Origin of the sequence: Mycobacterium sp. E3305 (genome assembly GCF_001666785.1) — a bacterium.
Classification (GTDB): Bacteria; Actinomycetota; Actinomycetes; order Mycobacteriales; family Mycobacteriaceae; genus Mycobacterium.
This window is the reverse complement of record NZ_LZJA01000074.1, coordinates 49,286-62,514: the sequence shown is the minus strand read 5'-3', so window position 1 is coordinate 62,514 and position 13,229 is coordinate 49,286. Positions and strand designations below refer to the sequence as shown.

General features: G+C 66.4%; 12 protein-coding genes. 2 read left to right on the top strand and 10 right to left on the bottom strand.

From position 1 onward, the window contains the following. Positions 1-8: 8 nt before the first annotated feature. The 7 genes from A5701_RS07145 to A5701_RS07115 form a co-directional block, all read right to left on the bottom strand. Positions 9-1,286 carry a hypothetical protein gene (locus tag A5701_RS07145; protein ID WP_067750196.1) on the bottom strand — a complete coding sequence of 426 codons (1,278 nt, stop codon included), beginning with the start codon at positions 1,284-1,286 and terminating at the stop codon, positions 9-11. Between the two features lie 4 nt (positions 1,287-1,290). Continuing rightward, the gene (locus A5701_RS07140) at positions 1,291-2,055 is read right to left on the bottom strand and encodes an SDR family NAD(P)-dependent oxidoreductase (RefSeq protein ID WP_067750194.1); all 765 of its coding nucleotides are present in this window, start codon (positions 2,053-2,055) and stop codon (positions 1,291-1,293) included. Next, positions 2,052-4,385 (bottom strand): CoA transferase, encoded by a 2,334-nt coding sequence (locus A5701_RS27305; protein WP_082969688.1) that lies wholly within the window; start codon positions 4,383-4,385, stop codon positions 2,052-2,054. Before A5701_RS27305 ends, A5701_RS07140 begins: the two co-directional genes overlap by 4 nt. Before the next feature lie 16 nt (positions 4,386-4,401). Next, positions 4,402-5,370, bottom strand: a complete 969-nt coding sequence (locus tag A5701_RS07130) for an enoyl-CoA hydratase/isomerase family protein (RefSeq protein ID WP_067750192.1) — start codon at positions 5,368-5,370, stop codon at positions 4,402-4,404. A gap of 29 nt (positions 5,371-5,399) precedes the next feature. Continuing rightward, positions 5,400-6,236: a mycofactocin-coupled SDR family oxidoreductase gene (locus A5701_RS07125; RefSeq protein ID WP_067750190.1), complete on the bottom strand. Its 837-nt coding sequence runs from the start codon at positions 6,234-6,236 to the stop codon at positions 5,400-5,402. Next, on the bottom strand, positions 6,236-7,438 hold the full coding sequence (locus A5701_RS07120) for a cytochrome P450 (RefSeq protein ID WP_067750188.1): 1,203 nt from the start codon (positions 7,436-7,438) through the stop codon (positions 6,236-6,238). Before A5701_RS07120 ends, A5701_RS07125 begins: the two co-directional genes overlap by 1 nt. 261 nt (positions 7,439-7,699) lie before the next feature. Further along, positions 7,700-8,386, bottom strand: coding sequence for a TetR/AcrR family transcriptional regulator (locus A5701_RS07115; RefSeq protein WP_067750186.1), 687 nt, complete (start codon positions 8,384-8,386; stop codon positions 7,700-7,702). Between the two features lie 149 nt (positions 8,387-8,535). On the opposite strand from A5701_RS07115, the gene A5701_RS07110 reads away from it, so the two are divergent. Beyond that, positions 8,536-9,150: a preprotein translocase subunit SecD gene (locus A5701_RS07110; protein ID WP_067750184.1), complete on the top strand. Its 615-nt coding sequence runs from the start codon at positions 8,536-8,538 to the stop codon at positions 9,148-9,150. Between the two features lies 1 nt (position 9,151). Continuing rightward, entirely contained in the window at positions 9,152-9,982 is an 831-nt protein-coding gene (locus A5701_RS07105; protein ID WP_067750182.1) for a sugar phosphate isomerase/epimerase, read from the top strand. 144 nt (positions 9,983-10,126) lie between these two features. On the opposite strand, the gene A5701_RS07100 is transcribed toward A5701_RS07105, so the two are convergent. The 3 genes from A5701_RS07100 to A5701_RS07095 all read right to left on the bottom strand — a co-directional run bounded on the left by A5701_RS07100 (position 10,127) and on the right by A5701_RS07095 (position 13,228). Beyond that, on the bottom strand, positions 10,127-11,335 hold the full coding sequence (locus A5701_RS07100; RefSeq protein WP_067750180.1) for a cytochrome P450: 1,209 nt from the start codon (positions 11,333-11,335) through the stop codon (positions 10,127-10,129). A 259-nt stretch (positions 11,336-11,594) separates the two neighbouring features. After that, complete coding sequence (locus tag A5701_RS27300; protein ID WP_082950357.1) at positions 11,595-11,843, bottom strand: hypothetical protein; 249 nt, start codon at positions 11,841-11,843, stop codon at positions 11,595-11,597. 161 nt (positions 11,844-12,004) lie between these two features. Further along, on the bottom strand, positions 12,005-13,228 hold the full coding sequence (locus tag A5701_RS07095) for an FAD-dependent oxidoreductase (protein WP_067750178.1): 1,224 nt from the start codon (positions 13,226-13,228) through the stop codon (positions 12,005-12,007). Position 13,229 lies beyond the last annotated feature (1 nt).

Here is a 13,229-nt window from a genome sequence, read left to right as displayed (position 1 = left end):
GCCGTAGCTCAATCGCCATCGGCGAGTGCGTCATCGAGCAGCGTGGCCACGCGATGCCGTTCCCACACGAACAGAAGGTTCGACAGCATCTGCAGCGGTGCCCGCACGCTCTCGTCGTCGCGGATCAGGGGATGCGTGCGGCTGTTCGGAATGGCCTCGAGGCGTTTCCGGATCATTCCCGGCACACCAAGGAGCCAGGCAACGCCCATGGCCGCCGCGTAGAGCAAGGTGTTCCGGCGCAACCGAACCGGATCGAGTTCCGGCCCACCGCAACGACGGAACTCGGTCGCGAACAGCCGTAGCAGTTCGTCGAGATGGGCTGCCCACAAATCGGTTTCGGCGCCCGACATGGCTCCCCAGATCGCCATGCCCAGGTTCATCTGCCCGACGCACCCCCAATCCATCAGGCCGCAGCGCAGAACGCCGCCCGTGTCGCGCCAGAACCACGCGTTGTCGATGTTGGCGTTCCAATGGCACAGCGCGACATAGTCGGAGTCGCCGGCCAGAAGGCGGGTGATCTCGTGCTCGTGGTCCGCGAACCGCGGCACGTCGTCACGCAGGCGGGCCGTCAATTCCGCCGAACCGGCCGGCAGCAATCCGCTATGGGCCCGCGCAAATTCGGCCAGCTCTTCCAGTCGGCGTTCCAGCTTGTCCGCCGACAGCGGCGCACGCTCCCCCACCGTCGCCGCGGCCACGTCCAGCGGAAAGTGTTCGGTCAATGCCGCCGGCAACCGCCCGGACCGGTGGGTCCCGGCGAGCCGGGCCAGCGCGGTGAGCAAAGCCCGGTAATGCTCCAAGGGCCGGGGCATCTCGTAGTCGAGGCACTTGTGGTAATGGGGCTCGATTCCGTTCTCGCCGAATCGAATCCGCTCGCTGATCAGGATCCCGGTGCCGGTATGGCGGTGATAGTCGGCGAATTGCGGCTCGGGCACCGCGATCGGAAAACCCGGCGCCCTCGACAGTGCGGCGAACCGCACCTCCGGCTCCATCTGTGTCTTGCCGCGATCGCGCGCCGGCTCGTCGAAGTCACGCGAGAACTTGACGAACAAATCCGTGCGCAGGTTCGGTGCGGGCTGGGCGTATTCGACCGAGAGCGCGACTTTCCGGCCGGTGCTGCCCCCGGTCACCTCGCGGAAACCGGTGACGCGACTGACACTGTTGTCCCGCATCGCTCCCGATGCCAGAAACGCCTCGGTGAGAAAGCGTGCACCGCCGGTATGCAGCGCCGCCGCGTCGGCCGGAAACGCCAACCCGTAGTGGTCGCCCACAGCCCAATGCGAATTCAACCGACTACCAGGTTTGTTCGGCCGCGCGCACCAGCATGTGGTTGACCGCCACCCGGCGATCACGAGTCACCATGAACAGCACCGCGTCTGCGATGTCTTCGGGCCGCAACTTGACCATGCCCGCGGTCTGGCGCTCGAACGCTTCCCGGGACGATTCGGCCAGGTGACCGAAGATCTCGGTGTCGACCGTTCCGGGGCCGACGACGCCGACACGCACCCGCTGGCCGAGCACCTCTTGCCGAATGCCCTCGCTGAAAGCATTCACACCGAACTTCGTCAACGAGTAGACGGCCGTGTTGGGCCGGGCGACCCAACCGGCCGTCGAGCTGATGGTGACCAGATCGGCGACACCGCGCGGTGAGTCGGCCGCGGCGTTGATCAGGTGCGGGAGCGCCGCTCGACTGACGTACAGGACCCCTTGCACGTTCACCGTCACCATGGCGTCCCAATCGCGCAGCGACGCCTCGGCCGCGGGGCCGGACTGCATCAACCCGGCGTTGTTCACCACCGTGTCCAGCCGGCCGAACTCCGTCACCGCGCGCTGGACGGCCGCCGACACCTGTTCGGCATCGGTGACGTCGGCGGTCACCGCAAGCGCTGTGCCCCCGGTGGATTCGATGTCGGCTTTCAGTTCCGCGAGCCGGTCCGCGCGGCGCGCGAGCAGGGCCACCGCCGCGCCCTCGGCGGCCAGCGCCTTCGCCGTCGCGGCGCCGATCCCGCTGCTGGCGCCGGTCACCAGGGCCGCGGTACGTGCAAGTGTCGCCGTCATGCGCCCAGTATCCCGTGCAGCACATACTCGGTGTGCTCGCCCAGGTCCGGCGCGCCGCGGGCGATGCGCGCCTGGCTGCGGGCCATCCGCCAGGACGGCCCGACGATCGGGCGCTGGCCCTCACGATGATCGCTGACGAATCGATACAGCTCGCGGTCCCACAGCCGTTGATCACTGATCACGTCGAGCGAGGTGGCGCTCTTGCCGGCCGGAACCCCGGCCGCGCGCAGGCGCTGCGCCAGGCGCTCGGCGTCATGGCGTCGGGTGAGTTGGGTAAGGCATGCATCGAGCGTCTCGGCGTGGTGCCGCCGCTGGTCCATGCGCGCGTAACGGCCCTCGCTTGCGAGCGACTCCGCGCCGAGCACCTCGCACAACGCCCGCCATTGCGCGTCGTCGGTGACCGCCACGGCAATCCAGGCACCGTCCGCGCACGGGTAGCAACCGTGCGGGCACATGTCCGGATGATCGTTGCCGCTGGGCTCGAGGCGACGGCCGGTCAGCGCTTGCTCGAGGAGCCGGTCGCCGATCATGGACGACAGGGTCTCCACCGCTGATATGTCGACGAATTGGCCTGCGCCGGTCAGTTCACGATGAAGCAGCGCGACCACGGCGGCGTACGCGGCCGCCGCTCCGACGGTCGAATCGCCGTAACGCATGCTGGTTCCAAGCGGCGGGCCGCCGCGGTAGCCGACCAGCGAGGCCAGCCCCGCCAGGGCGGCGAAGCAGGGCGCGTAACCGGTTTGGTGGCCCAGTGGCCCGTCGTTGCCCCACATCTTGATCGACACCGAGATGATGTCCGGTTTGATCTCCCTCAGTTGCGCGTACCCCAGGCCCTGGCGTTCCATCGCGCCCGGGCGAAGGTTGTTGAGGACGACGTCGCTGCGGCCGATCAGCTCCCGCAGCCGCGACATGCCCTCGGCGGACTTGATGTCCAGGTCCACGCTGAGGATTTCGGGGTTGATGCTCAGAAAGTACGGCGCGTGGTTGATGTCGGTGCCGCCGTAAGCGCGCATCTCCTCGGGGCTGCCCGCGGTTTCGATCTTGACGACCTCGGCGCCCAGCATCGCGAGCAGCTTGCCGGCATACGGGCCGGCCCACACCTTGGTGAGCTCGACGACCCGCACCCCCTCCAGCGGCCCGCCCCGCGGAATCATCGGGGGCTTCAACTGCGGCGACGCGACCTGCGGCCGCGGCCGCACCGAATCGATGCGGTCCAGCACCCGCCGCGTGTGCTGACCGAGCGTCGGTGCGGGATCGGTGATTCGAGCCGGTGACGCGCTGAGCGCGTACGGCACCGTCGGGTATGCCGCGTCGCCCAGCACCGGGTGGCGCACCCACTGGAAGAAGCCGCGATGCCGGTATTGCGGCGAGTCATGAAGGTTCGCGGCGTCGTTCACCGGCACCAGCGGCACCCCCAGTCGCTGGGCCCGGTCGGAGGCGTCGTGCTTGGCAAGGTCCCGAATCCATGCCGCGAAGCCGCGATGGAATGCGGCAACCTTCTCGGCGGTCACGGAGAACTCCAGCCAGTCATCCTCGAAAGCAGCCAGCCAGCCGGGTTGACCCATCAGTTCTTTCAGGCCGAGCCAGTGGGCGCGGCTGGTCATGTAGAGGTAGACGAAGCCATCGGCGCACCCGAAAAACGCTGCGGGGCCTGCTTGGTCGAAGTCGCCGCGGTGACCCGCGGCGGTCACCTCCCCGGTGATGAATCGCCCCAGAATGCAGTCGGCGCGGGAGGCCAGCACCGCGTGCCCGGAGATGTCGATGGACTCGCCTCGACCGCTGTGCAGTCGCCCGAATAGGGACGCGGTCACGCAGAGCGCGGCATCCAGCCCCGCTTCGTAGTCGGCGAGGAACCGGCCGGGCCCCTGCAGTGGCGGCTTGCTGAGATCCGGGTGACTGGGCGTGTGGTAGCCCCAGCCGCTGGCATGGAACACGTTGATGCTCTTGGCATTGGCGGATTCGGGTGGCGCGCCCCGTCCGAACGGCGCGATCGAGCAGAACACCACATCCGGATACTGGGCGGACCAGTCGGTAGCACCATCTCCGATGACCGCGTCGGCGGTGCCGATGAGCTTGTGCAGGGACTCGGCGCCGCAAGCGGTACCGCGATCGAGCACGACAGACCTTTTGTTGGTGTTCAGGTACGCGAACAGCCCGCTGCCGTCGCACCCGTCGGCCAGGATGGGGGCCATCGCCCGCGTCGGGCTGCCGCCCTCCGGAGCCTCGACCTTGATGATCTCGACGCCGAAGTCGGCCAACAGTTTTCCGCAGTACTCGACCGCTACGGATCCGGCCAGCTCAATCACCCGGAAACCCGTCAGCGCCGACATGCGAGCTCCCCGAAGGTCAGGGCTTCGCGCGACCCGAGCGGCTCAGGCGCCACTCCGGCGGGAAGTTCAGGTCGTTGTCCTTGACGACGTTGTTGAGGCCCTTCTCGAAGGTTCCGGCGGTCAGGTCGACTTCCTCGGCGTCGTTGGCGATCATCGGCAGCATGCCTTCGACCATGCCGGTGAGCAGGCTGCCGAAGTATTCGCCCTTATGCTGCTTGTAGAGCTCCAGGAACGTCTTCTGCACGGCGACCGTGTCGGTCGGGCGAGAGCGGGAGCACGCCATCGCGTATTTCAGCGTCTCTGCTTCCAGCTTCTCCCGCGGCACCACGCTGTTGACGAAGCCGCACTCGTACATCTCTTTGGCGCTGAATGGTCTTCCGGTGAAGAGCATCTCGGAGAACTTGCGCAGGCCCATTGTCTCGGCCCACCACCACAGGCGCGGGCCCCAGCCCACGTAACGGAAGGCCGGGTGCCCGAAGAGGGCGTCGTCCGAGGCGATCACCAGGTCGGCATCGCCGGCCTGGTAGAAGTGCCAGCCGTAGCAGTAGCCCTTGGCCTCGATGATGCTGATCTTGCGCAGTTCCTGAAGCGGCCGGTTGCCCGCACGGGCCTTCGCGTAGAAGTCGGTGACGGTGGACAGGTACCGATACGATCCGCCGGGCGGGTACTTCACGTCGTCGTCGTTGATCGCCAGTTCGTGCAGCAGCGGCATGCCGGGATTTTCCAGCATGCCCCGCTGCTCGGGCAGGTCGCCGCCGCTGCCGAAATCCTCTCCCTCGCCGCGGATCACGACGACCTTGACGTCGTCGTCCACGTTGCACTTGTGGATCAGGTCGGCGTAGTTCTGACGCATTCCCAAGGTCGTGGAGTTGAGCTCCTCGGGGCGGTTGAACGTGATATAGGCGATCCGGTTCTTCTTGTCCTTCTCGAACTTGATGTACGGCTCGGCTTCCTTCTTCATCTCTTCGTAGTCGTATTCGGGCATCGGCTTCTCCAACTTCTCTTGTATTGGCGCTACTTGAGCAAGCTGCCCGCGTCGACGGGAAGCGAAACGCCAGTGACATAACGCGATTCGTCAGAGGCGAGGAACAGGACCGCGTTGCTGATGTCCGCGGCTTCCACCCAGGGCACCGGCAGCGTGTGCATCATCTGCGAGATGGGGGCGAAGTCCTCCGGCCCCGGATTCTCCAGGTCGGGGCGGAAGAGCCGGAACGTGTTGTCATTCATCACCATCGTGGTGCTGACCTGGGTGGGTAGCACCGAATTGACGCGGATCATGTGCTGGCCGAGCTCGACGGCGAAGGCGCGCATCAGGCCGATGACGCCGTGTTTGGCCGCGATGTAGTGGCCGGTATTCGGGTACGCCTTGCGCCCGCCGACCGAGCTGGTGAGCACGATCGACCCGCCGCGGCCGCCCGAAAGAATCTGCGGGACGCCCGCTTTGACCGTTTGCCAGACGCCGGTCAGGTTGATGTCGATCATGTCCTGCCAGACGTTCTCGCGGATCTTGTGCAGCTTCCTGCCGTCGGTGCCCACGCCCGCGTTCGCGACGATGATGTCGAGCCGCCCGAGCTGTTCCACACCGTCGTCCACCGCGGACCGCAGGCCCTCGTAGTCGCGGACGTCCACCTGCGCGGTGACGATGCGACGGTCGTGGGCTTTCACCAAGTCGGCCGTCTCGGCCAGGTCTTCCGGCACCGAGTGCGGGTAGGCCAGGTTCTCGATCGGCCCGCAGACGTCGACCGCGATGATGTCGGCGCCCTCCTGCGCCAAGCGCACCGCATGGCTGCGGCCCTGGCCGCGGGCGGCGCCGCTGACGAACGCGACCTTGCCCTCGACCCGGCCGGTCATCAGGGCACCACGGTGGGCAGAGTTTCCCAGCCCCGGACCGACGACGTCGGGCTGAGTGTTGCGTTGGCCAGATCGGGCTCCCAGTGCGGGAAGCGCTTGAGGATTTCCTCGAGGGCGACGCGGCCTTCCAGCCGCGCCAGCGCCGAACCCAGGCAGAAGTGGGCGCCCACGCTGAACGTGAGGTGCGGACGGGCGGGACGATGAATGTTGAATTCGCCTGCGTCGGGGCCGAACTGCCGCTCGTCGCGGCACGCAGCACCGATCAGCATCAGCATTACGCTGCCCTCCGGCACCGTCTGGTCGTAGAGGCTCACGTCGCGCGTGACATAACGCGCCATGTGCGGCGCGGGCGGCTCGAAGCGCAGCAACTCCTCGATGGCCTGCGGGATCAGTGCGGGGTTTTCGACGAGTTCACGGCGCTGCTCCGGGTGCTCGGCGAGAACCTTTCCGGCCCAACCGATCAGGCGCGTGGTCGTTTCATTGCCGGCCCCCGCCACCACGTTGAGGTACACCAGGATTTCTTCGCGCCTCAGCCGCCGCGTGGTCCCGGTCTCGTCGACGAATTCGACGTTGAGCAGCTCGGTCATGATGTCGTCCGACGGGTTGTCGGCGCGCCAGTCGATGTAGGCCTCGAACTGCTCGCCCACCGAGAGGCCGTGCTCGGCGGCGCTCATCGGCTTACCGGGCTCGGTGCGCAACTGAGCATTGCCGCGATCGCGGATGTATTCCTGATCTTCTTCGGGGATGCCGAGCAACGCGCTGATCACCTTCATCGGCATGATCGCGCCCAGGTCGGTGACGAAGTCGAACCGCCCCGACCCCACCAGCGGATCGAGCGCTTGTGCGCAGAACTCCCGGATCATCGGCTCCAGCGCGGTGATCTTTCGGGGGGTGAACATGCGCGACAGCAGCTTGCGGTGCACGTCGTGGATCGGCGGGTCTTCGAAGATCAGCATCCCCGACGGGATCTCGAGGTTGGCCTTGATCAGTTCCATGATCACGCCCCTTGCGGAGCTGTAAGTGCCGTGGTCGATGATTGCCTTGTTTACATCCGCGAATCGGCTCAGCGCGTAGAAATCGTATTCGGCGTTGTAATACAGCGGCGCCTCGTCACGCAGGCGCTTGAACACGGGGTACGGATCGGCGATCAGCTCGACGTCGTACGGGTCGAATCGCACATGGCTATCGGTGCTCGTCGTCACGAAATCCCTCCTACCGCTGACGCTTCCCGGGTGTTGGTACGGCTTGCGCAGCGCCCGCGCTGCCAGGATTGCAGCGCTGGATCCGGGTCGGGCAATTTGTACACTCCGCTTAAATGCTTTGCTCAGACATGGGAACGGGCTGGGCTGAAATCGGCCCGTCAACGTGGCCTAACTCTATTCTCGTAGAGAACCATATGGGCAATGGTCTGGCAAGACCCCATGCCGCACAACCCGCCGCCGAGGTGTGCGCGCACGGGCCGCTCATCCGAGCGCCGTGGCCCGGTGCGCCCCGGCTTGGCCCCGCCCATCCGCACTGGTCAGCCGGCCCTGGTGCGGGCTGTGCAGAATGCCGGCCGCGATGGCCGACAAGATCCCGTCCAGCCGCTCGGGGGTGTCGACGATCCGGTCACCGTGGGCGAACCGCACGAGCAGCCCGTTGATGAACGTCAGCGTCACGTTGCTCAGGTCCTCGACGACGGCGGGTTCCAGGTCCGCGCCGTGCGGCATGAGCTGAACCAGGATTTCACGGTGCAGCTTGGTGAATTCGTCCGTGGCCCGCTGCAGGATCGCGGCCAGTGACGGATCACGCGCGGCCTGCATCGTCAGCTCGTAGCGCGCCTTGGTCCGGAACAACTGCGGCTCGTCGCCGGATCGGATGACCACCTGGGACAGCCGGGAGGGCGACGGGTTCTCACCCCTGCCGTCCGAGTCGTCGGCGACGGACTGCAGGTCGGCGAGGTCCAGCTCGGCCAGCCGCTCGGCCACCGCGCTCAGCAGCGCGGAGCGGGTGCGGAAGTAAAACGACGTGGTGCCGTCGGGGACGCCGGCCTTGCGGTCGACCTTGAGATGGCTCAAGCCCTTCGCGCCGTCGTCGGCCAACAGCTGAATGGCCACATCGCATAAGTCGCGGCGGCGCTCCCCCGGATTGGGCTTTCGGCGTTTGTCCATCGTCTTGGAGCGACACGCTACTCTATATTCGTAGTGTCAGTAAAGGGCCGGGTGCGCTTCATGACCCCCGAGCGCGGGCGAAACCGGTGCCGTAGGACGACTGCGCACGCATCGCCGCGGTCTTTTTTTCGGCTGGAACAATGGGCCGAATGATCCGACGGCGAGGCGAGGCGAAGGTTCGCGCGGTGGTGGCCGGCCTGACGTGCGCCGGCCTGCTCTTCTCAATGGTGTGCGGCTGCCACTCGACGCGACACCAGGCCGCGCCCACCACGTCGACCACCAGCGCCACAACCACCAAAACACCCACCACAAGCGCAACGGCCGCACCGAGCGTGCAGATCGCGCCGCTGCCCGTCCGCCCCGTTAACAAGTCTCAGCCGGCCGGCCCGCAGAAATGCCCGACCACCGACCCGAACCATCCCGTGGCGCCCACCGACGCGTTCACCGCGTGCGATATCGGCCGGACCACCTTGTACACGCTGGGCCCGGAGACGATGCGGCTCGGGCTCATACATGTGGATCCGCCGAAGTCGCTGACGGCGGGTTTCTACGACGTGACCCTGATCCTCGACCCCCCATCGGCGTCGGCGTGGGCGTCGTATACCGCTGGCCATTTGAAGGATCATGTGGCGTTTGTCCGCGACGACCTCGTTTTGGAGGCGCCGATCATCGAAGACCCGGTCACTTCGGGGCGCATCGCCATGACCACCCAGACGGCCGAGGGGGCCGCGCAATTGGCCCAACTCGCCGGTCGTCCCGGGTGACATGACCGCGACGGGCACGGATCGGCTCGGCATCGGGATGCTGAGTGTATTCGGCCTTCCCCCGGCCGAATTGGTGAACCTGGCCGCGGATCTCGGCTGCCATTTCGTCTCCGCCGCGCTGCAGGGAATGCCGCTGGTGCCGCTCGGTTATCCCCGCTTCTCTCTCACCGACGACGCCGGCCTGCGTCGGACGGTGCTCGCCGCGATGAATGACCGCGGCGTGACGATCTCGCTCGGTGACGGCTTCCTGGTGCTGCCCGGCGCCGACATGAGCGCGTTCCGGCCGGATCTCGACGTGCTCGCAGAGCTGAACGTCCCCCGAATCAATGTGGTCAGTCTCGATGCCGACGTTCCCCGCAGCTTCGACCAATTCGCCGCGCTGACGGAGCTGGCTGCCCAGCGCGGGATCCGGACACTCCTCGAACCGGTACCGGGACTGACCGTCGGCGACCTGCCGACGGCGCTCGCCGCGCTCGAACACGTGGGGCGGCCCGACTTCCGCTTGCTGATCGACACCATGCATCTGGTCCGCTCGGGTTCGGGCGCCGCCGATCTCGCCGCGATCGACCCGGCTTGCATCGGGTACGCCCAACTCAACGACACCACGCTGCGCCCGCGCAGCGAAAACTACATGGAAGAAGCCATGTTTGAGCGCATGGTGCCCGGCGAGGGCGAGTTGCCCCTGCGTGACATCCTTTCCGCGCTCCCGTCCGACATCGTGATCGAGATCGAGGTACCGCGACGGTCGTTGGCGTTGTCCGGGGTCAGCCCGATCGACCGGCTGCGACCATGCGTAGAAGCGGCGCGGCGGTTGCTGTCCGAGATGCCGTGACATTGCGCCATGACCATGATGGTGGCTACAGGGCGACCGGTGGGGTGCCCGTATTCAACGCCTTCACGCAAAGCGGCGCAACAGAATTCGCCGTTCGCCAAGGTCGGTGATGGTCCCTGTCAGTCCAGCGGTCAGATCCCTGAGTTAGTCCAGGGTGCAGGGCAGTGCCTTGACACCGTGGACGAACATCGAGCGCAGCGGATCGGGCGGAGCCGTCGCACGCAGTGTCGGGAACGCAGCTAGCAGTGTGCCCAGCACGACGCGTATCTCCATCCGCGCCAACCCCGCTCCGAGGCAAAAGTGTGGTCCACCGGCTCCAAAAGCTTGATGATCGCGGGCGTTGGAGCGCAGGATGTCGAAGCGCGACGGGTCGGGGAACACGCTCGGATCGTGATTGGCGGCCAGATACCACACCACGACCTTGTCTCCGGCAGCGATCTGGACGTCGCCGAGGACTGTGTCCGTCGTCGCAGTCCGCCGCATGTGCAGCACGGGCGATGACCAACGGAGCACCTCCTCGATGGCGTTGCCGTGAAGTCCGTCGAAATCGCCCGCCAGGGCGACGCGTTCGTCGGCATGCTCGCTCAGCAGGTGCATCGCCCACGCCAGTGCAGTCCGCGTGGTGTCGTTTCCTGCCGCGGCGAGCAGGATCACGAAAGACCCGAATTCCGCTGCGGTGAGCCGTTTCCCGTTGACCTCGGCCTGCATCAAAGCGGAGGTGATGTCATCGCCAGGATACCGGCGTCGCTGCCTTCCAAGGTCGATGGTGTACTCGAAGAACTCGCTGACCGCCTGCAAACTGGTATCGATGTCGCTGACGTGGCCGTCGTTGACGCCCAGGATCAGGTCAATGAGTTCACGCAAGCGCGTGCGGTCGCCGACCGGGATTCCCAGCAGGTCCGCGATGACTTGGAACGGAAGGCTTGCCGCCACAGTCTCGACGAAGTCAAACGTACGACGCTCCCGGATCTCTTCGACGATGGCGTCGGCCAGCCTGCCGACGTAATCGGTCATGCGGCGAATTGATCGGGGTGAGAACGCCACCTGTGCGAGGCGCCGATACTGCTGATGCTTGGGATCGTCCATCACGATGATCGAGCCAAGGATCTCGAGCAGATCCGGAGGCATGTCGTCCAAGGAGAAACCAAGGGTGCTCGTGAACCTCTTGGGGTCCCGGGTCACCGTACGCACCCCGGCATAGGACGTCACCGACCAAAAGCCACGCCCATCCTGCTGCGGAATGAACTCGACACCCCCACTGCGGGCACGCAACGTATCGAAGTGCTTGAGGCGAGTTTCGAGGTCAGTCTCCCAGAACGGGCTCAGCTGCGATGGGTTCACCGCAGTTTCCATACCAAAAAGTATGGCACCTCTCCCGGGTATATCAACTCAGCCTCGCGGACTGGATCCGCAGCAACCCCGCAAGTCGCCTCACTAACGAACGCAAGAATTCCGTGCCCAGCGCACCAGATGGGCTTGAGTCCATACTGGACACCCAAGAACGACGCCTGGTTCTACGCAGGCTTTAGGACGCACTCGAAGCTGAGGAATTCAGCGAAAAAAGCAGCTCTCGAACCAGTGGTTCGAGAGCTGCTGCGGTGGCCGGGTCGAATTACGTGCAGGGAACCCCGTGCGGCCCGCCAATCCACTGCCCGGGTGGCGACTGCCACGGGCAAATCTGCTTGACCTGCCCCGGCGGCAGCGGGTTCCAATGACCGTTGTCCACGACGTGCGGACCCGGCGGAACGGGCGGGGGCCACGGTCCCGGGTGCGCCTGCGCCATACCCGTACCAAGTCCCAGCGCCGCCGCGCTCAACGCGCCGACGACCGCGGCCTTACCTGCGAATTTCTTGACGTTCACTTCTCTGGCCTCCTCTCGGTCCCGTGGTGTTCCCGTAGGAAACGTCCGCGGTGTGCGGGGATGGACCGATCTCACGACCCCCAAATTGTCCCTACCAGTTTACCCGCGCCCGCGACGTAGCAAACGCCCCCGCGTCCACACGGGCCCGGACCTGCGTCGACTCAGCCGTTCCCGCGACGGGCGAACGCCGGGGCGTGCTCGGGCAAGACACCCACGCCGACGAAGTAGGCCGGCACGATCGACAGCCACGGCAGCCGTTGCATAAGGCCGAGGAATGCCGCCGGCGGGGTCGGGTCGGCCCCGCGCAGCAACGGCCCGAGCAACGCTCGGTGCAGCACCTGCTGCACGAGTTGCGTCACCACCGTGGGGAAGACGCGCCGGCGGTGCACCGCGGCGAGTTCGCGGTCGCCGACGCGGTGCCGTCGAAGCGGTTCCGCGAGAATGGTCGCGGCTGCGACGGCGTCCTGGATCGCCAGGTTGATGCCGACGCCGCCCAACGGCGACATCGCGTGCGCCGCATCGCCGATGCACAGCAGCCCCTTGGTGTGCCAGCGACGCAGCCGGTTCACGTGCACGTCGAGATGTTTCACGTCGTCCATCGATTGCAGCGCCGCCACCGACTCGGGCATGTCGGGCAGCAGCTCTTCGACGTCGCGACGAAACGCGTCTATGCCGCGCGCCCGCAATTGGGCGTCGGTGCCCTTGGGCCCGAGGTAGGCGATCTGGAAGTAGCGCTCCCGCGGAATCACGGCAAGACCCTTGCCCGGACCCAGTCGAGGGAGGAAGGAGTACTCCACGTCTTCCTTATGAGGCAAGCGGAACCACCAGACGTCGAACTTCACCGGGAACTCGCGCGCCTTCAGTCCGGCCTGCTCCCGGGCGATCGACCAGCGGCCGTCACACGCCACCGTCAGCTCGGCCCGCAGTTCGCCCGGGCCGTCGGGGCCGCGGTAGCGCACTCCGGCGACCCGGCCGGCGTCCCATAGCAGCCCGGTGACTTCGGTGTTCATCCGCAGCGAGAAGCCGGGCTCCGCCTGAGCCGCGTCGGCCAGCAGGTTGAGCAGGTCCCACTGTGGCACCATCGCGACGAAGGGATGGGGCTGGCGCAGCCGCTCGAAGTCGACGTAGGTCACCGAGCGCCCGTTGGATTCGAGTTTCGCGGTGCGGACCTCGGTGAAAGGCAAGGCCGCGAAGGGTTCCCACAAACCCAGCTCGTCGAGCAGCCGCATGGTGGTCGGGTGGACCGTGTCGCCGCGAAAGTCGCGCAGGAAGTCGCCGTGCTTCTCCATCAGGGTGACCTGCACGCCCGCCCGCGCCAGTAGCAGTCCCAGGACCATGCCGGCCGGGCCGCCACCGATGATTGCGCAGGTCGTCGTCTCAGCCATC